The organism is Rossellomorea vietnamensis, from assembly GCF_001305855.1.
Classification (GTDB): Bacteria; Bacillota; Bacilli; order Bacillales; family Bacillaceae_B; genus Rossellomorea; species Rossellomorea vietnamensis_A.
The window spans coordinates 139,426-158,182 of sequence record NZ_LIXZ01000003.1 but is presented as its reverse complement, the minus strand read 5'-3'; the positions used below and the strand labels follow the sequence as shown (position 1 = coordinate 158,182).

The 18,757-nt window shown below is 44.9% G+C and carries 16 protein-coding genes; 14 read left to right on the top strand and 2 right to left on the bottom strand.

The window, feature by feature from the left end; genetic code table 11:
* Positions 1 to 39: 39 nt before the first annotated feature.
* Positions 40 to 891 carry a MurR/RpiR family transcriptional regulator gene (locus AM506_RS05470; protein ID WP_060671481.1) on the bottom strand — a complete coding sequence of 284 codons (852 nt, stop codon included), beginning with the start codon at positions 889 to 891 and terminating at the stop codon, positions 40 to 42.
* A gap of 303 nt (positions 892 to 1,194) precedes the next feature.
* On the opposite strand from AM506_RS05470, the gene AM506_RS05465 reads away from it, so the two are divergent.
* The 9 genes from AM506_RS05465 (at position 1,195) to AM506_RS05430 (ending at position 9,941) form a co-directional block, all read left to right on the top strand.
* Positions 1,195 to 2,538, top strand: coding sequence for a GntP family permease (locus AM506_RS05465; RefSeq protein ID WP_060671480.1), 1,344 nt, complete (start codon positions 1,195 to 1,197; stop codon positions 2,536 to 2,538).
* Positions 2,539 to 2,628: 90 nt separating this feature from the next.
* The gene (gene gntK, locus AM506_RS05460) at positions 2,629 to 4,140 is read left to right on the top strand and encodes a gluconokinase (RefSeq protein WP_060671624.1); all 1,512 of its coding nucleotides are present in this window, start codon (positions 2,629 to 2,631) and stop codon (positions 4,138 to 4,140) included.
* A 142-nt stretch (positions 4,141 to 4,282) separates the two neighbouring features.
* On the top strand, positions 4,283 to 5,002 hold the full coding sequence (locus AM506_RS05455) for a YebC/PmpR family DNA-binding transcriptional regulator (RefSeq protein ID WP_060671479.1): 720 nt from the start codon (positions 4,283 to 4,285) through the stop codon (positions 5,000 to 5,002).
* A gap of 181 nt (positions 5,003 to 5,183) precedes the next feature.
* On the top strand, positions 5,184 to 6,449 hold the full coding sequence (locus AM506_RS05450) for an ATP-grasp domain-containing protein (RefSeq protein WP_060671478.1): 1,266 nt from the start codon (positions 5,184 to 5,186) through the stop codon (positions 6,447 to 6,449).
* A gap of 59 nt (positions 6,450 to 6,508) precedes the next feature.
* Positions 6,509 to 8,473, top strand: coding sequence for a hypothetical protein (locus AM506_RS05445; RefSeq protein ID WP_060671477.1), 1,965 nt, complete (start codon positions 6,509 to 6,511; stop codon positions 8,471 to 8,473).
* Positions 8,474 to 8,573: 100 nt separating this feature from the next.
* Positions 8,574 to 8,768 (top strand): hypothetical protein, encoded by a 195-nt coding sequence (locus AM506_RS05440; RefSeq protein WP_060671476.1) that lies wholly within the window; start codon positions 8,574 to 8,576, stop codon positions 8,766 to 8,768.
* Between the two features lie 12 nt (positions 8,769 to 8,780).
* A complete protein-coding gene (locus AM506_RS22670; RefSeq protein ID WP_160316848.1) occupies positions 8,781 to 8,933 on the top strand; it encodes a hypothetical protein in 153 nt (50 codons plus the stop codon).
* 1 nt (position 8,934) lies between these two features.
* Positions 8,935 to 9,135 (top strand): hypothetical protein, encoded by a 201-nt coding sequence (locus AM506_RS05435; protein ID WP_060671475.1) that lies wholly within the window; start codon positions 8,935 to 8,937, stop codon positions 9,133 to 9,135.
* Positions 9,136 to 9,287: 152 nt separating this feature from the next.
* On the top strand, positions 9,288 to 9,941 hold the full coding sequence (locus tag AM506_RS05430; protein ID WP_235576047.1) for an NAD-dependent epimerase/dehydratase family protein: 654 nt from the start codon (positions 9,288 to 9,290) through the stop codon (positions 9,939 to 9,941).
* A gap of 128 nt (positions 9,942 to 10,069) precedes the next feature.
* Here AM506_RS05430 and AM506_RS05425 read toward each other — a convergent pair whose 3' ends face one another.
* A complete protein-coding gene (locus AM506_RS05425) occupies positions 10,070 to 10,927 on the bottom strand; it encodes a TetR/AcrR family transcriptional regulator (RefSeq protein WP_060671474.1) in 858 nt (285 codons plus the stop codon).
* Between the two features lie 163 nt (positions 10,928 to 11,090).
* On the opposite strand from AM506_RS05425, the gene AM506_RS05420 reads away from it, so the two are divergent.
* The 5 genes from AM506_RS05420 to AM506_RS05400 all read left to right on the top strand — a co-directional run bounded on the left by AM506_RS05420 (position 11,091) and on the right by AM506_RS05400 (position 18,743).
* Positions 11,091 to 14,222 carry an efflux RND transporter permease subunit gene (locus tag AM506_RS05420; protein ID WP_060671473.1) on the top strand — a complete coding sequence of 1,044 codons (3,132 nt, stop codon included), beginning with the start codon at positions 11,091 to 11,093 and terminating at the stop codon, positions 14,220 to 14,222.
* A gap of 180 nt (positions 14,223 to 14,402) precedes the next feature.
* Positions 14,403 to 15,428 (top strand): LacI family DNA-binding transcriptional regulator, encoded by a 1,026-nt coding sequence (locus AM506_RS05415; protein WP_060671472.1) that lies wholly within the window; start codon positions 14,403 to 14,405, stop codon positions 15,426 to 15,428.
* Between the two features lie 104 nt (positions 15,429 to 15,532).
* Positions 15,533 to 16,846 (top strand): ABC transporter substrate-binding protein, encoded by a 1,314-nt coding sequence (locus tag AM506_RS05410; RefSeq protein ID WP_060671471.1) that lies wholly within the window; start codon positions 15,533 to 15,535, stop codon positions 16,844 to 16,846.
* Between the two features lie 77 nt (positions 16,847 to 16,923).
* The gene (locus AM506_RS05405) at positions 16,924 to 17,823 is read left to right on the top strand and encodes a carbohydrate ABC transporter permease (RefSeq protein WP_060671470.1); all 900 of its coding nucleotides are present in this window, start codon (positions 16,924 to 16,926) and stop codon (positions 17,821 to 17,823) included.
* A 143-nt stretch (positions 17,824 to 17,966) separates the two neighbouring features.
* On the top strand, positions 17,967 to 18,743 hold the full coding sequence (locus AM506_RS05400; RefSeq protein ID WP_060671622.1) for a carbohydrate ABC transporter permease: 777 nt from the start codon (positions 17,967 to 17,969) through the stop codon (positions 18,741 to 18,743).
* Positions 18,744 to 18,757: the final 14 nt, after the last annotated feature.

The following is an 18,757-nucleotide window of genomic DNA, read 5'->3' as shown; positions in this document are numbered from 1 at the left end:
AAAAAAAGGTTGATCAGTGCTGAACTGATCAACCTTTTTTTATAGCCTTTTAACCGAAATGGCCTTCCTCATCTTCCTGAGGGCATCCTGTCCTTCCATTTCCCTCATCATCATTAAGTTTACATAAAGTGCATCAATCAGTGTTAACTGGGCAATGCGGGACGACAGAGCTTCTGAACGGTAGTCGGTTTCCTCTGAAACGGTGAAGAGGGGTGTGTCGACCCTCTGGCTTAGTGGGGACTTGGCGAAATTGGTGATGCAGATGGTCTTGGCCCCGGTTTCTTTCACAATGTCGAGAAGCTGAAGGATATCCTTTGTCGATCCTGAGTGGGATATGAACACGGCACAATCGTCACTCGTCATCTGGGAAGCGGTCATAAGCTGAATATGACTGTCACTTGCCGCATGCACGCGCAAACCGGTCCTTATGAATTTATGGTAGGCATCAAGGGCGATGACACCGGACCCGCCGCTTCCAAAGAACTCGATGGAACGGGCGGTGCTCATTATGTCCACTGCTTTCATCAGCTTCTTCTCATCCACCACCATCAATGTGTCTTCAATGGTTTTAATGTTGGATCGGAAGACTTTTGTGGCGATCGTCTGTGCCGTGTCCCCTTCGTCGATGCGTTCGTGAATGTCCTTAAGACCAGTCACGATTTCTGAGGCAAGAGCGATTTTCATCGCCTGATAGCCTTTGAAGCCGATTCGTTTACAAAAACGGAAAACGGTAGAGTCGGCCACTCCCAAGTCTTCTGCCAGACCATTGATTGTAGAATGGATGATTTCGTTCGGATTTTCTAATATATAGTCGGCAATTTTTTTCTCGGTCACACTGAATTGGGGATAGTGTGAACGGATACTCGCTAAACAATGTTGATGTTGATTCATTGACACCACTCCTGTAAGGGTTTTCATAGTTTCATTATACAAGATTACAAGAAAAATAAAAATAATTTCTGTAAACGGTTGCAAATAGAAAAATATTTTTTATAATAGAGATAGACAGAAAATAATTTTCCTAATCATTTGTTCGTTCGAAAAGGCTGTTCTCTTATTGAATTAAGAGAGTAATAGTTACATAAAGTGTTTTGCAAACGCTTTACCTGTCCGTGCGGAACAAGGAAGAAGGATCAACTTAATAAAAAATTTGGCAGCAGGGCTGCCGTGAGGGAAGAAAGGTAGGGATACACAATGTCAGATCAAATGCTCATTTTAGTGGCACTGGCCGGAATTTTTCTATTATTATTTTTAGTTATTAAAACAAAGCTTCACGCTTTTGTTGCCCTATTATTAGTAAGTTTAATCGTAGGGATAGCGGCCGGCATGCCGCTTCAGGAAGTCGTGGCTTCGATACAGAGCGGTATGGGCGGGACCCTCGGGTTTGTCGCCGTCGTCGTTGGTTTAGGTGCGATGTTCGGACGCATGCTTGAAGTATCAGGGGGAGCGGAACGACTTGCTCAGACACTGATTAACAAATTTGGGGAAGATAAAGCACAATGGTCTCTTGGGATCACTGGTTTCCTGGTAGCCATTCCCGTTTTCTTTGACGTAGGATTCATCATTCTTGTACCGATTGTATACGGTTTAGCTAGAAAAACAGGCAAGTCACTTCTATATTATGGGATTCCATTACTTGCAGGTCTTGCCGTAACACACAGCTTCATCCCTCCGACTCCGGGACCGATTGCGGTTGCTGACTTGATCGGGGCGGACCTTGGATGGGTCATCCTGTTTGGTGCGATTGCCGGTGTTCCTTCCATGATCATTGCCGGTCCACTTTTTGCAAAATGGATTTCAAAACGAATTCATGCAGTTGTACCTGACTATATGCAGGCAGAAGAAATAGAGTATGATAAAGAGCTTCCGAGTTTCGCTTTGATAGCTTCTCTTATTTCGATCCCATTAGTATTGATTCTATTGAATACGCTTTCGGGTGTTATCCTGGATGAAGGAAACATGATTCGTTCCATCCTGACTTTCTTAGGACATCCATTCGTAGCCTTAACGATTGCGACACTGTTGACGTTCGTTCTATTAGGAACGAAGCGCGGATACTCCCGCCAGGAAGTTCAGGACATTGCAACGAAAGCACTTGAGCCTGCAGGGATCATCATTCTTGTAACGGGTGCCGGTGGAGTATTCAAGCAAGTATTGATCGACTCCGGCGTTGGGGAAGTATTAGGAAATATGATGGCTGGTTCAAGCCTGCCACCGATCGCCCTTGCCTTCTTGATCGCCATGGTCGTCCGTGTTGCTCAAGGATCTGCGACTGTTTCCATGGTAACAGCGGCAGGATTGATGAGCCCGCTTATCGAAACCCTTGGTATGCAAGGTCCCGTTCTTGGTTTGATGGTTATTGCCATCGCTTCAGGAGCGACAGTATTCTCCCATGTGAATGACAGTGGTTTCTGGTTAGTGAACCGTTACTTTGGATTAGATGTAAAAGATACGTTAAAATCTTGGACAGTGATGGAAACCCTCATCGGTTTTGTAGGATTTGCCGTTGTGTTCATTTTAGGGATATTCATTAGTTAAAATAGGTTAGAATAATAGCAGAAGAGGGAAGAGCCATGTCGCTTCTTCCTTTTCTCTATTTATTTAGGAGGAACGAAGATGTCAGAATTCATGATTGGTGTCGATATCGGGACCACCAGTACAAAAGCCGTACTATTCAATAAAGAAGGAAAAGCGATCGAGCGTCACGGGATCGAATATCCATTACATACACCATCGCCCGGGACGGCTGAACAGGATCCTGAAGAAATTTTCCAGGCTGTCATTAAGAGCATCAAGGAAGTGACTTCAAGTACGGAAGAAACGATCTCATTTGTGTCTTTCAGTTCTGCCATGCACAGTTTGATCCTTGTGGATGAAAATGACCAGCCCCTGACCCCTTCCATTACATGGGCGGATAACCGGAGTGCTGCGTGGGCAGAGAAGATCAAGAAAGAAATGAACGGGATGGAGATTTATAGAAGGACCGGTACACCGATCCATCCGATGTCACCCCTTGTGAAGCTTGCCTGGCTGAAGGATGAAAAGCCGGAATTGTTCGGAAAAGCAGCAAAGTTCATCTCGATTAAAGAATTTGTTTTCCATCGTTTATTTGGGAAATATGTCGTGGACTATTCCATTGCATCTGCTACAGGGATGTTCCATCTGGAAAACCTGGCTTGGGATGAGGAAGCCATGAAAGTGGCCGGCGTCTCGAAGGATCAGTTGTCGACTCCGGTATCCACAACGGATAGCCTCGTCGGGTTGAAGTCTGAATATACCGAAATGCTGGGCTTACCTGCCGATACGCCATTTGTCGTAGGCGCAAGCGACGGAGTTCTATCGAATCTTGGCGTCAATGCCATCGAGCCCGGAGTGGTCGCTGTGACGATCGGCACGAGTGGCGCGATCCGTGCTGTGACGGACCGGCCGGTGACCGATCCGAAAGGCCGGATTTTCTGCTACGCCCTAACGGAAAAGCACTGGGTGATCGGCGGACCCGTGAACAATGGTGGAATGATCTTCAGATGGGTCCGGGACGAACTTGCTTCCGGAGAGGTGGAAGTGGCGAAACGATTAGGGAAGGATCCCTATGAAATACTCACGGATATTGCAGCCAAAGTGGAGCCGGGATCTGACGGACTTCTATTCCATCCTTATATGGCGGGAGAACGTGCTCCCCTTTGGAATGCAAAAGCCCGCGGATCTTTCTTCGGTCTCGGGATGCATCACAAAAAAGAGCATATGATCCGTGCCGTCCTGGAAGGAGTCGTCATGAACTTGTACAGTGTATTACTGGCCCTCGAGGAATTGATCGGTACGCCGAAACGGGTGCAGGCAACCGGTGGATTTGCCCGCTCTGAACTGTGGCGCCAGATGCTTGCCGACGTGTTCGATCAAGAAGTGGAAGTGCCTGAAAGCTTTGAAAGCTCATGCCTTGGTGCAGTGGTGCTTGGAATGTACGGAAGCGGAATGATCGACTCACTTGAAGAAGTGAAGGAAATGGTCGGCTCCGTCCATTCCCATCAGCCCGACCCGAAAGCAACGGAAGCTTATACGAGACTGATGCCGATCTTCATCCGTGTACCCCGATTGCTGGAAGAAGAATACGAAGCCATCAGTGCTTACCAGGAAGGAAGCTGACTCACCTGAGTCGGCTTTTTTTTCGAGAAGGGATGGAAGGGAATCACTTAGCCAAAAGTTGTCCTTTTCATGTATAATAGAAACGAATATACCTTTTATTATCAGAAACTATCCATAGATAAATGAAAGAGAGTGAAACGATATGGGACGTAAGTGGAATAATATCAAAGAAAAGAAAGCGTCTAAAGATGCCAATACGAGTCGTATATATGCGAAATTCGGCCGTGAAATTTATGTGGCGGCGAAGCAGGGTGAGCCGGATCCTGAGCTTAACCAAACGTTGAAATTCGTTCTGGAACGTGCGAAAACGTATAGCGTACCGAAACACATCGTGGACCGTGCCATCGAAAAGGCAAAGGGCGGTTCAGAAGAAAATTATGACGAACTGCGCTATGAAGGCTTCGGACCGAATGGATCAATGGTGATCGTGGATGCCTTGACGAACAATGTGAACCGTACAGCATCAGAAGTGCGTGCCGCTTTCGGTAAGAATGGCGGGAATATGGGTGTGAGTGGATCAGTAGCGTACATGTTCGATGCGACAGCAGTCATCGGCATCGAAGGGAAATCTGAAGAAGATGTAATGGAAATCCTGATGGAAGCGGACGTGGACGCACGTGATATCATCGAAGAAGACGATGCTGTGATCGTCTATGCCGAGCCGGATCAATTCCATGCTGTTCAAGAAGCATTCAAGGGTGCCGGTATCACCGATTTTACAGTGGCAGAGCTTACGATGCTTGCTCAGAACGATGTGGAACTTTCAGAAGACGATCAAGCTCAATTTGAAAAAATGATTGATGCGATTGAAGACCTGGAAGATGTACAGCAGGTATATCATAATGTCGATTTAGGTGAATAATAGAGTGTAGATGAACCCCCGGTGCTTGCTGCATCGGGGTTTTATTTTTCGTTAATTTTGTCAGTTTATCACTTTATTTGTCGAATAGATTGAAAATTCAGCATAATACTTCATTATCTCAAAGTGCTTTGTTATGCTAAAGATGAATCTGAATAAATACGTGAAAAAGGGAGAGGAAACTATGGGATTAGATCAACTTGAATTGCAACAGGCAGAACAGAGCGTGAAGGATAAAACCAAACCCTATTTAACGGCACTCATCGGCTGGAGCCTGCCGGCAATCGAGGCGTGCACCAAACTGAACAGGCCATTCGTAGTCGTAGGGCCTCCGGATTTCGAAGCATACGCAGAAAAGCATGATATCGCTTTTATCGGCTGGGACTTCGATCGCTTGAACGAAGGTTCTGATCATCTATATAAACAGCTGAAGTCCCTCGGTGCTGAAGTGGCCATCCCCTTATATGAAGAATGTGTGGAGTGGGCCGGGGCTTTGAATTCCCGTTTCCGCAGTGAACCACGCGTCTTCAATCGCTCTCTCCTATTAAGGGATAAAGGGATGATGAAGCGAAAAGCCCAAATCGCGGGAATCAAAGTGGGTGTATTTGAAGAGGCGCGGGATAAAGAGGATGTAAGACGCTTCTTGAAGAGGGTGAATGAAGCCCTTTTGAAAGTGGAAGGAGATAAGAACGATCCCATTCATGTCAAACCTCTTGATAAAGCAGGCTCCGTGGGCCACCGCGCCATCGAGAACCCTGAAGATATCGATGCGCTCACCGATTCTGAATTCCCGTTGTTGATGGAGAGTCATTTAGACGGTCAGGAATTCTCGTGCGAAGCGTTCATTCATAAAGGGAAAATCCAATTTTTAAATATAACGGAATATGTGCGATTGGGATATTCCAATTTCGTACCGGCTTCTCCCACTCTTGAAGAAAAACGCCCGATCATCCGTGAGGCGATTCAAAAGCTCATTGATGCGTTTGAAATTGAATATGGCGTGATCCATCCTGAATATTTCATAACATCCGATGGGACCCTTCATTTCGGTGAAGTCGCAGCAAGGGTGCCAGGTGGGCATATCTTTGATCTGATTGAACGGGCGTATGGATTTAACGCTTATCAGGCTCAGATTTTATGCGGTGACCCAAATACAACCGAAGAGGAGTTAAGAGAATTCTTCCCTTCTACAGGTGAGAAAGCGAAAGCTCATGCGGGTTGTCTAATGGTGCATCCCCATGTGAATTATGTCGAGAAGCTTGAGGTACCTGACGAACTGGAAAACCATCCTTATTTCGAGAAGCATGATATGTTCAGTCCTGCCCAGGGAAAAGTGGCTCAGCGAATCGGATTCGGGAACCATTACGGGACGATCTTCTTTTATGGGGAAGACAGCGAAGTCATGAGGGACCTTTTAAAGGAATACGAACAATTTAATTTTTATATTTAGATCGTTCATCTTTGTGTAAACAACCTATCCGATATTCTGATCGATAAAGGAGTTTTGAAATGGCTTTTGAATTAACTTCTAAGCTGGAAGAACGATTTTTGCTGGCACTGAATGAATTGGAGAGTGCAGCTTCATTTGCGAAATCTATGTATCAAACGGACGTCTATCAGGAAGCACAGAGGTTACTGGATACGGACGAAGGGCTCGGGATTTTATACCAAAGTGCAAGCCGATTTGAAAAAGCGGGGGTATTCCAGGACGGTCCATGGGAAAAAGCATCCAAGCTTCAACCGCCTCTTGTGGCGGGATCCCTGCAGGCGAAGGGACTGCCTTCGATTATCGAAATACTGAGCGAACTCAGGATGCTTTCGATTGCGGAAGCCCAATATGTACATCCCGATGTCACGGCAGAGATGGCACAGGATTTCCTGAACGAAGTAATGGTGCTTAACCTGAACCTGCTTTTCCCGGAAGCGACGGAAGCGGCGCGGATTGAAGGAGGGGAGCAGAGTGAAAGGGCTACAGAGTTGTTTCACTTTCTTTCGGATAAATTGTCTTACCAAGCCCTTACGACTACGCTGATCAAAGAAATCGAACGGTTGACTGCACAGAGACCCATCATGGTGAAGCGAACCGTTTCCATGATTGAGACCGCTAAGAAAATGCTTCATTCCGACCTTAGTGCAGCGGAACGACTGGTATTGGAGAAATACGTATCCGCCATTGAAGGTCCGTCCCCTTTGAGTAAAAATATTGTCCAGCCGGGTGAATATCGTAAGAAGTTAATGGAGGTTTCCCATGAAGAACTGGAGAAGGAGGCCGTTACGTTCGCCGGATCCATGCGCGAAACAGGGTTGGTCGCTCCTCAGCACGCCATTCTTCTGAGATATTTATGCAGAAAATTGCCTGAGCTTGTACCCGCCGCACTTCAGTTGAATGATAAAGGAAAAGCAAACCTGGATGAAAATAGCGAGCTTGTTTTTCAACTAGTGAAAGTGGCGATCTTCCCGGCCACAAAGCAGTCTGTATACGGGCTTGCTCTCATGCTTGAACGTGGGGTTCTTTCTTATTCCCCCGTTTCACCGGGACTCAAAAGACTAATCGAACTTGATATCAGGGCAGAAGTGAGAAAGACGCTTATGAATTCGTGTAAAACGGGAGACGGCATCACCGCAAATTCCGTTCTCCTTGCAGGGGTGATCAATGTCCTCGGACAGCCTATCGGTATTGGACAGGGATTGAACCCTACCTGTCAAACAGCACGGGGAATCAGCCTTTGGGCGCAGCATGCTCCCGGGTATCTGCTTGAACTGATCCCTAGGGCGGCAAGAGACGGCGACATCGATATTATGTTTGAAGGGACACCTGTTCATTCTAAGGACTTGAGCGGAGGATTGGCACCTGAACTTCATCAGGAACTTGATCCCGTTTCACTGGTTCTCGTCCCTCACCTTGACCGGATTTATAGTGAAATGATGAGAAGGGTTTCCCTTAGAGGCGAAGATGGACATCGCTGGGTGAATCCGGAGTTTTATGGTGACTGGGTCCAAAAGGGGTTCAGCACGGTGATCGATCCATTGACAGGGCTCATATCTGATTATCCTGGTTTTGTCAGACTTTTTTATGCCACCCATCATCCGGAATACAATGATGACTATGGTTTGATCTATCCGAATCCAGTTGGAATTTTCATAACGAATGTCCACGGTAAGCTCCTTGGATTCCACGCCGTATCCATTCTCCGTATCACTCAAGATCCAAAGGGTGAGTATCGGATCTATTTCTATAATCCGAACAATGACGGTTCGCAGAATTGGGGCCAGGGGATCGAACCTTCCGTCATGGATAACGGGGAATTGGAAGGAGAATGCTCCCTTCCTTTCCATGAGTTTGTTTCCCGGCTCTATGCCTTCCACTACAATCCGTATGAGCAGGGTGATGCATTTGCGGTGGAGAATGAGGTAGTCGACGAAATCAAGGTCCTTGCCAGGGAAAGCTGGGGAAAGGATTATACATGGGTTTAACATGATGAATGGCGCCTGAGCGACGGTGGTTGCTCAGGCGCCTTTTATATTGGAATGATTCTCCTGTTACTAGCCATACTAAATAGTGGAGGTGGTACGAATGGACAGAGATAAGAAATCTGAAAAAATGCGTATGGACACCCCTTTGAATCCTGAATTCACCATGAATGACCGGCTGCGCAACCCGAGCCAGGTGTATGTTCCGGGAGAGTCCCTGGAGGAACATCATGCGGTGGAAGAAGGGAACGGTGTCATCGCAGAGAAAGTGATCGGACAAGCGAACGAGAATGGATAGGAGGGGTCAGCGTTGAATATGAAAGAATTTCCCGTAGCGGATTTGTCTGAAGATGCCTTGAATAAAGTGAAAAGTATGGAAAGTGAACTTTGTCAGCAATCTGCCGAGGACATCGTTTTGATTGCTTATAAAAATACGGAAAAAAGCCGGGAAGGAGCCAGATAAGATGGATAAAGGAAACAAGGAAATGCCGGACTTCAAAGAGTTGAATGACCGTGTCATAGCGGAGGAACCAAAAGGTCCATTTTTCGCAATCAAAACAAATATGGATACGCAAGGAGTAAAAGATAACCCTTATTCGACAGAAAGAGCGAGTCCTGAACAAGAGGAAAAGTTACAGCAGTTTTTTGAAGATGAAGAGCTATAGGGGTAACCGAAAGGCGTTAATCACCAAACGTTGATTAACGCCTTTGCAGGTGGAAGGCTATAGGGGAAAGGCTAATAGTGGTTACATAAGGATTTTATATGAATATGCATTATACTAAAGAAAAATCATTCATAGAGAGAGGGGGGGATTCTGTGTCCAGAGTAGCCTTAATCGCAGGAGCGACGGGCCTTGTCGGTTCCCATCTGATTGATATACTCCTGAAGAGTCCTGAATACATAAGAGTGATTTCCTTTGTTAGAAGGGACAGCGGGGTGAAACATGAGAAACTGGATGAACGGATCATTTCCTTTGATGGAATGAAGCTTCTGCCCCATGAGGAAATTGATGATGTGTTTTGCTGCCTCGGAACCACGATCAAGAAAGCCAAGACGAAACATGCCTTTAAGAAAGTGGACTACGAGTATCCCATTCAACTTGGGAAGCTCGGGAAATCACATGGAGCAAAGCAGTATCTCGTGATCTCATCGATTGGTGCAAATCCGGAATCACTGTTCTTTTATAGTAAGGTCAAAGGGAATTTGGAGAAGGAATTGAAGGAGCTTCATTTTCCATCACTCCATATATTCAGGCCATCCCTTTTAATCGGGGAAAGGCAAGAATTCCGGTTTGGTGAGAAAGCGGGGGAAATCTTCTCAAGAGCCGTCCGCCCTGTCATGGTGGGCAGATTGAAACGATACAGAAGCATTCCGGGCCAACAGGTTGCCTATGGCATGTACCGGGCGGCAATAGGGACATTCAACCAAGAAGTGACCATACATGAATCCGAGCAGATCCAGGAGCTTTAGGACATATGGGGAAAAGTGGATGGGATAAAAGAAAATCCGAACGACTATTCGAAATTCTTATGGAAATCGAATTCGTTCGGATTTATTTATGGCTTTACACAAGCATATTTAGTGTTGTCCAAACCTCATCATTGAATTTGATAAAAATGTCTCAAAGCATTCATTAGATGCTTCATTGAAGCATCTTCCGCTAGATTCACAAGCATTCCTTTAATGACGACGGGCCGGGTTTTGTCTTTCTGGATTTCTTCTTTAATGACCTCCAGGGAAATCCGGATATTCTCTTCCTCTGTCATCTCGAGTGCATCCTGAATCATATGAACAAGGGTCGACTCAGTGATTCTGGTAGAAGAGGTAAAGTCCTTTACCAGATCATCCAATTTTTCAAAGGAAAGCACCGGCGCATCTCCACTCCTTAGCAAACCTTCGACTAAATCATCCGTCCGTTTTAATATGAAATGGGACAAGTAAGAAAAGTCCAGATCGATCTTATCCAGCATGACGAGTTCTAAATAAGAATGGAAAAAACCTTGAATCATCATGGTAATGTCCCAGAAATAGGGCTCTATCTTTTTTCCGTATATCCCGAATAATCTTCTTCTGTAATACCGGTGGGTGTTCATCTTCATCTCGCTTAGGAGATCATGAATTTCATCATTGAACGGCATGGCGTTCTCTCTGATCTGCATGATGATGAACTCTTTATGCTTGCAAATTTCAATGAGCTGACACTCTAATTGCTTTTGGAATTTCTCATAAGGAGGAAGATCCTCGTTTTCAATTTCGTTTACTTTGTCAGTGATCATTTTAAAATAGTAGGTCATGATGGCAAACAGAAGAGCTTCCTTTGATTTGAAATACAAATAAAAGGCACCTTTTGATATATCACATTCGTTCACGATTTCTTGAACGGAGGTAGCGTTAAATCCTTTCGTGGCAAACAGCTTAATCGATGTTTCTATGATTAATTTTTCTTTTTCTTTCATACTTTCCTCTCCTTGATAAACTCCTTACACATATTATGACCGATTGGTCACAAAAAATAAACCTTTTCTTTGATAAGTATATTGACTTATGACTAATTGGTCAGTTATATTAGATGTTGTTATGACTAGTCGGTCAGAAATAGAGAGAAGGGATGAATACGACGTGAACAGGATTATCAATTTCGTACTTAAGAATAAGTTTGCTGTGTGGCTGATGACGATCATCGTCATTATTGCAGGCTTATATTCAGGATTTAATATGAAGCTCGAAACCCTGCCTAACATCAATACCCCGATTGTCAGTGTGACAACGGTGTATCCCGGGGCTACTCCTGAAGATGTAGCAGACAAGGTGTCCGAACCAATTGAGAAACGGTTGCAGAATCTAAATGGGGTGAATGTTGTCAGCTCAACATCATACCAGAATGCTTCAGCCGTTCAAATAGAATACAAGTTTTCGAAAGATATGGATGAAGCAAAGACCGAAGTGGAAGAGGCTCTTTCGGATCTTTCTTTTCCTGACGGAGTGAACGAGCCGGAAGTATCACGATTGAGCTTTAACGCTTTCCCGGTCATCGCTCTCAGTGTGGCGAATGAAGACCAATCTTTAGCTCAATTAACATCAACAGTAGAAGATACCATTATTCCTCAGCTCGAGGGAGTGGACGGGGTTGCTTCGGTCCAGGCATCCGGCCAGCAAGTGCAAGAGGCACAGGTCGTTTTTGACCAGGATAAGCTTGCACAATATGGACTGACGGAAGAAACCGTTCAAAATATCATCAAAGGCTCTGATGTGACTGCCCCATTGGGATTATACACGTTTAAAGACAGTCAGAAATCCGTGATGGTCGATGGGAATATTACAACGATTGAAGATTTGAAAGAAATGAAGATCCCTGTGACGCCGGGTGGGGCAACAGCACAAGGGCAGCAGGGACAAGGGCAGACTCCTCAGGCTCCTGCTACTGGACAAGCACCTGCCGGCATGAAGGTCCCGACGGTTCAACTATCAGATCTTGCTGATATCAAACTGACCGGGAAAGCAGAATCTATTTCCAGAACGAACGGAAAAGAATCCATCGGACTTCAAGTGGTAAAAACAGCAGACGCCAATACGGTCGATGTTGTCAATGCTGTCAAAGAAGAAGTCAAAACGTTTGAGAAAGATATCGATGGAGTAGAAATCATTTCTACATTTGACCAGGGTGAACCGATCGAGGAATCTGTCAGCACGATGCTGAATAAGGCATTATTCGGTGCTGTGTTCGCGGTCATCATCATTCTCCTGTTCTTACGGGATATCAAATCGACGCTTATTTCCGTCGTATCGATTCCGTTATCGCTATTAATCGCGATTTTACTTCTAAAACAGATGGATATCACGTTGAATATCATGACCCTTGGAGCGATGACCGTTGCCATTGGACGTGTTATCGATGATTCCATTGTCGTAGTAGAGAATATCTACCGAAGGATGTCACTGAAAGGTGAATTGCTGAAAGGGAAAGACCTGATCCGGGAAGCGACGAAAGAAATGTTCGTTCCGATCGCGTCATCAACCATCGTCACGATTGCCGTGTTCCTTCCATTAGGCTTGGTTCAAGGCATGATCGGTGAGCTATTCCTACCGTTCGCCTTAACGATCGTATTCGCTTTATTGGCGTCACTTCTTGTTGCGGTTACAATCGTACCGATGCTTGCTCACTCCATGTTTAAAAAGGGTGTAGGAAAGAAACACGTAGAAAAGAAAAGCCGTTTAGCGATTTGGTATAAAGGTGTATTGAATTGGACGTTGAACCATAAGATCATTACGTCGATCCTTGCCATCGCCATGTTGGTGGGAAGCTTGTTCCTTGTTCCGCTTATTGGGGTAAGTTTCCTTCCATCCGATGAAGAGAAGATGGTCATGGCGACCTATAAACCAGATCCCGGTCAAACCGAAGAAGATGTGGAGAAAATCGCACAGGATGCAGAGGAATACTTCCAGGGACGTAAAGACGCTGATACGATTCAATACTCTGTCGGCGGGGAAAATCCGATGAGTCCGGGAAGTTCAAACAATGCGATCTTCTACGTTCAGTATAATGACGATACAGAAAATTTCTCTGAAGAAAAAGAAAAGGTCATCAAAGACCTGCAGAAATCAACTGACAAAGGCGAATGGGCATCACAGGACTTCTCCGCAAGTGCCGGCAGCAATGAAATCGTCGTGTACGTATACGGGGAAACCCTTAAAGACATCGAACCTGTTGTCAACGATATTCAAGACATGATGAAAGACAAGAAAGATTTCAAAAAGGTCGGATCAAGCATTTCCGAATCCTATGACGAATACTCCTTCGTCGCGGATCAGGATAAATTGAGCGAGCTTGGCCTGACGGCAGGTCAAATCGCCATGGAACTTGGTCAGACACGCCAGCGTCCGGTCCTCACGACCATTGAAAAAGATGGAGAAGAAGTGAATGTCTATCTGGATGTTGAAAAAGAAAAGTATGAAAGCATCAGCGACTTAACGGATAAAACCATCCAGTCACCATTGGGCATGGAAGTTCCGATTAAAGACGTCGTTGAGGTTCAGGAAGGTAAAACGTCCGATACCGTATCACGACGGGACGGAAAAGTGTTTGCTCAAGTGAGTGGAGAACTGAAGACCGATGATGTGTCGAAAGCATCTCAGGATATCCAGAAAGAAATCGATAAACTTGATGTACCATCAAGTGTGGACGTGAATATGGGTGGAGTGACAGAAGATATCAAGGAGTCCTTCACTCAACTTGGATTAGCGATGCTTGCAGCGATTGCGATTGTCTACCTGATCCTTGTCATTACATTCGGTGGCGGCCTTGCACCATTTGCCATCCTGTTTTCACTGCCATTCACGATTATCGGAGCATTGGTAGGGTTATTGATCGCAGGGGAAACAATCAGTATCTCTTCTATGATCGGGGCACTGATGCTGATCGGTATCGTTGTAACGAATGCCATCGTCCTTGTCGATCGTGTGATTCATAAGGAAAAAGAAGGTCTATCCACACGGGAAGCATTACTCGAAGCCGGTTCTACCCGACTCCGCCCGATCCTCATGACAGCCATTGCCACAATCGGGGCTCTGTTCCCATTGGCACTCGGCCTTGAAGGAAGTGGACTGATTTCGAAAGGTCTCGGTGTCACGGTTATTGGAGGATTGACCAGTTCGACACTCTTAACGCTTGTCATCGTACCGATCGTGTATGAAATCCTGATGAAAATCAAAGGGAAGATCGGTGGACGTAAGCGCAAGGTAGTGAAAGAATAGAAAGAGGGAAAGCAGTCCTGTAGCGGGGCTGCTTTTTTTATGGGAGGACCTGCAATCAACTATATACCAAAATAAACCAACCAATTTTTTAAAGTTTTCTAAAAATTAGTATTGATTCCCTTAATAGTCTGGACTATAATAACAATTAACGAAAGCGCTTTCGATGAAGAGGAGACAGTAATGGTTACAATCTATGACTTAGCAAAACGCACTGGGTTTTCCAGTACGACCGTTTCAAAGGCTCTTAACAATTACACAGATGTGAGTCAAAAAACGAAGCAAAAAATCCTCGATGCAGCGGCTGAAATGGGTTATTTACCCAATGCCCATGCCCAGTCCTTATCAACGAAGAAATCCTGGACGATCGGGGTCATGTTTGCAGAGGACAATGAGGTCGGATTGAAGCATCCTTTCTTCAGTGCCCTTATTGAAAGTTTCCGCAAGTATGTGGAACGGGAAGGTTATGATTTGATCTTTGCTTCACGGAACCTCCGGAATCGGGACACGAGTTATCTTGAGCATTTTTTGTATCGTGCCGTGGATGGAATCGTTGTGATCTGCTCAGACCCAAATGATCCACAGGTTCAGGATATGATCAATAATCACGTCCCGATTGTCGTGATCGACATGAGCAATCAGAACTGCAGTGTTGTTTATTCCGATAATATTGAAGGTGGAAGATTGGCTGTGAATTATCTGCATTCTTTGGGCCACACCCGAATCGCCCATATTTCAGGGGATCCGTCGATCGATGCCGGAGCACAGCGGATCAAGGGATTCACTAAGGGAATGGACGAGCAGAATCTCCCAATTCTTGATGGGTATCTTGTTAACGGCGGGATGTTCTCGATTGCAGAAGGAAGAGTTGCAATGGAAACACTCCTGGAACTTGAAACAGTCCCAACAGCAGTCTTCGTTGCAGGTGATCACATGGCCATCGGTGCCATGGAAGCCATCAAAGCGAAGGGACTAAGAATTCCTGAGGATATTTCCATCATCGGGTATGATGATATTGAAATGTCTTCCTACCTCACACCGAAGCTGACCACGGTCAGACAGGATACGGACCTGATCGGTGCACGTGCGGGACAGTTACTGATGAAGCAGATCATCCAGAAGAAGAAGCTGATAACGACAGAAGTCGTTCCGGTGGACCTCATCATCAGGGAATCTTGTACGCTGGTAAAAAAAGAAAAAAAGAAATAATCTATATTTTTTTATGAATTTCGAAACCGGTTTCGATATTTTTAATTGAAAGTAAACGAAACCGCTTTCGTTTCAATACTTACAAATGAAAAAGGGGGATTAAGATGAAGAAGATTTTGGCAATATTCATGACGGTGGTACTGGTTGCAGGGGTACTTTCGGCCTGTTCGGGAGATTCCAAGTCATCGGGTAGCTCAAAAGATAAAGACGTAGATTTAAAGGTATGGTCCTTCACGGATGAACTGAAGAAGCCAATCACGAAGTTTGAAGAGAAAAATGGTGTGAAGGTAGAATTGACGATCGTTCCGATTGCCGATTATCCGACGAAATTAAAGCCTGTTCTTGAAAGTGGCGTTGGTGCACCTGATGTATTCACAGGAGAAATCGCGTTCCTTAAACAATGGGTGGACGCGGGTTACTGGGAAAACCTATCAGAAAAACCATACAATGTTGATGAAATTAAAGATAAATATGTACCTTATGTATTCGACTTAGGTAAAGATAAAGACGGAAATGTAAGAGCTTTATCATGGCAAACGACCCCTGGTGGAATTTTCTACCGAAGAAGCATCGCGAAAGAAGTGCTTGGTACAGATGATCCAACAGAAGTAGGAAACATGATGAATTCAATGGAAAATGTATTCAAAGTGGCTGAAAAGATGAAGGAAAAAGGCTACAGCATGTTCCCGGATGAGGGCTCAATCCGCTGGTTCTCACAAGGAGATAATCCTCAACCTTGGGTGAATGATAAAAATGAGCTGCAGCTGACAGATGAAAAGATCGAATATATGGAATCTGCAAAGAAACTACGTGAAAACAACTATACAGCTCTTGCTGCTGAATGGTCTCCGTCTTGGTTCGAAGCGATGGATAAGCCGATCAAAATGAAAGAAAACGGTAAAGAGAAAGAAACACAAGTATTCTCATATGTTCTTCCGACTTGGGGACTTCACAGTGTTCTGAAAACGAATGTAAAGGAAACTACCGGTGACTGGGCTGTGACAAGTGGACCAAGCCCGTACTTCTGGGGTGGAACATGGTTAGGGGTTTACAACAAATCAGAAAACAAAGAACTTGCTTATGACTTTGTGAAAATGATGACTCAGGATGACGAATTCCTGACAGATTGGGCGAAAGAAACGGGCGATGTCCTTGCCTACAATCCGGTAACAAATGCGATCAAGGATGATTTCAGCAGTGAATTCCTTGGCGGACAGAACAACTATCAATTCTTCCTTGAGCAGGCGAAAGAAATCGAGCCTGGTATTGTAACTAAGTATGATCAACAGCTTGACACGTTCTATGGAAACGCTGTCCAACAGTATGTGGACGGAAAGAAATCCAAAGACGATGCCATTAAAGAATTCTATAAAAAAGCTCAAAACGCTTATCCGGATATAAAAGTACCGAAAAACTAAGAAGTAAAAGTCAATGGCAGGTGATGTGATTCCATGTCACCTGCCGATAATCTATTAACAACTAGGGGGGCTGGGGAATGAAGAAAGTAGATCGATATGGTTATCTATTTATTGCCCCGTTTTGGATCATCTTTTTAATATTTAGCATTTATCCTGTTGCTCTTACATTCTACTATAGCTTTACGAACTATTCAGGAAGCGGGACAGCGGAAGTAATCGGTCTTGCCAACTATACCCGTTTACTCACGGACAGCTATTTTGTGGAAGCATTTTTTAACACGTGGAAAATATGGGGAATCAACTTTGCCCTGCAAATTGGTCTTGCCCTTGTACTCGCATTAATCTTCTCTGATATGAGAATGAAGTTGAGAGGTTTGGCATTTTTCAGATCGATCTTTTATTTACCTAATTTAATCACGATCAGTTCTGTCGCTTTGTTGTTTGGTATCCTGCTGGACTGGCAGCACGGATCATTAAATATGATTCTATTAAATATAGGTCTTATATCAGAACCGATTAATTGGCTGAACGAGCCTGCGACTGCACAGCTTTCCGTTTCCCTGATCCTTACCTGGATGTGGTTCGGCCATTCGTTCATTGTCGTCATGGCGGGTGTTTCGGGAATCTCGAAGGACTACTACGAGGCTGCCTTGATCGATGGTGCAAACAGATGGCAGACTTTTACGAAGATCACCATTCCTTTATTGAAACCGATCTTACTTTATATCATGATCACATCCCTGATCGGCGGCCTTCAGCTGTTTGATCTGCCGATGCTTCTGACAGACGGAATCGGTTCTCCGGATGGGTCACTGAATACCATGGTGCTGTATCTGTACAATCAGGCATTCAAGTTTAATAACTATGGATATGCATCAGCTGTCGCATATGGATTGTTCGTCATTACCTTGATCTTCTCGGCGATTGTCTTCAAAGGGATGTATGGAAATGAACGCAAACAAGCAAGGAAGGTGTAAGCATGTTGGGAAAAACAGCTGTAGAAAAAAATGTACCGACTCAAAAGGTTGAAAAGCCAAAGGCTGAACTTCTGCCACATGAGTCCAAACTGAAGACCAGAAATACGATTGTGAAGAGCATCATCTACATCGTACTTGTGTTGATGGCGATTGTCTGCTTCATCCCATTCCTTATGATGCTTGTAAATGCGACAAGATCAAATGAAGCGATCCTGTCAGGATTCACCTTGATACCGGGGAGCTCTTTAGTTGAAAACTACACCACGATGATGGAGTACGTAAACATCTGGTCGGGGTTCAAGAATAGTCTGATCATCTCTGTCCTTACGACTTTATTATCAGGATATTTCTCAGCTTTGACTGCCTATGGATTCGCCTTTTACACATTCAGGGGGAAGAATTTCCTGTTCGTCTTCATGCTTGTGATGATGATGGTTCCAGGACAATTGGGGCTGATCGGCTTTTACGAACTGAGTAAGAATCTGGGAATCCTGGATTCCTTCATTCCACTGATCGTTCCGGCAATAGCAAGTCCGTTTGTCGTATTTTTCTTAAGACAATACATCCAGACGACGCTTCATCCAAGTTTAATCGAAGCAGCCCGAATCGATGGGGCAAGTGAGTTCAAGATTTTCCATACGGTGGCCATTCCGATCATGATGCCGGCCGTTGCGACGATGTCGATCTTCACGTTCATCGGATCATGGAATAACTACATCATGCCACTCGTGATCCTATTCTCACCTGAGAAGTATACGCTGCCAGTATTGATGGGATTCTTGAAGGGATCTCAAGTAGCGCAAAATTTAGGATCGATGTACTTAGGGATTGCGATTTCAGTCGTACCAATCATGATTGCCTTCCTATTCCTGTCTAAATATATCGTCAACAGCATTTCAGCAGGATCAATCAAAGAATAGAGGAGAGAATGACC

What these genes read in the sequence shown, in the direction of transcription:
- AM506_RS05465 (WP_060671480.1), top strand. Translation starts at nt 1,195, where the DNA reads ATGTCAGATCAAATGCTCATTTTAGTGGCACTGGCCGGAATTTTTCTA.
- AM506_RS05415 (WP_060671472.1), top strand. Translation starts at nt 14,403, where the DNA reads ATGGTTACAATCTATGACTTAGCAAAACGCACTGGGTTTTCCAGTACG.
- AM506_RS05455 (WP_060671479.1), top strand. Translation starts at nt 4,283, where the DNA reads ATGGGACGTAAGTGGAATAATATCAAAGAAAAGAAAGCGTCTAAAGAT.
- AM506_RS05450 (WP_060671478.1), top strand. Translation starts at nt 5,184, where the DNA reads ATGGGATTAGATCAACTTGAATTGCAACAGGCAGAACAGAGCGTGAAG.
- gntK (WP_060671624.1), top strand. Translation starts at nt 2,629, where the DNA reads ATGATTGGTGTCGATATCGGGACCACCAGTACAAAAGCCGTACTATTC.
- AM506_RS05445 (WP_060671477.1), top strand. Translation starts at nt 6,509, where the DNA reads ATGGCTTTTGAATTAACTTCTAAGCTGGAAGAACGATTTTTGCTGGCA.
- AM506_RS05440 (WP_060671476.1), top strand. Translation starts at nt 8,574, where the DNA reads ATGGACAGAGATAAGAAATCTGAAAAAATGCGTATGGACACCCCTTTG.
- AM506_RS05400 (WP_060671622.1), top strand. Translation starts at nt 17,967, where the DNA reads ATGGCGATTGTCTGCTTCATCCCATTCCTTATGATGCTTGTAAATGCG.
- AM506_RS05470 (WP_060671481.1), bottom strand. Translation starts at nt 891, where the DNA reads ATGAATCAACATCAACATTGTTTAGCGAGTATCCGTTCACACTATCCC.
- AM506_RS05425 (WP_060671474.1), bottom strand. Translation starts at nt 10,927, where the DNA reads ATGAAAGAAAAAGAAAAATTAATCATAGAAACATCGATTAAGCTGTTT.
- AM506_RS05410 (WP_060671471.1), top strand. Translation starts at nt 15,533, where the DNA reads ATGAAGAAGATTTTGGCAATATTCATGACGGTGGTACTGGTTGCAGGG.
- AM506_RS05435 (WP_060671475.1), top strand. Translation starts at nt 8,935, where the DNA reads ATGGATAAAGGAAACAAGGAAATGCCGGACTTCAAAGAGTTGAATGAC.
- AM506_RS05405 (WP_060671470.1), top strand. Translation starts at nt 16,924, where the DNA reads ATGAAGAAAGTAGATCGATATGGTTATCTATTTATTGCCCCGTTTTGG.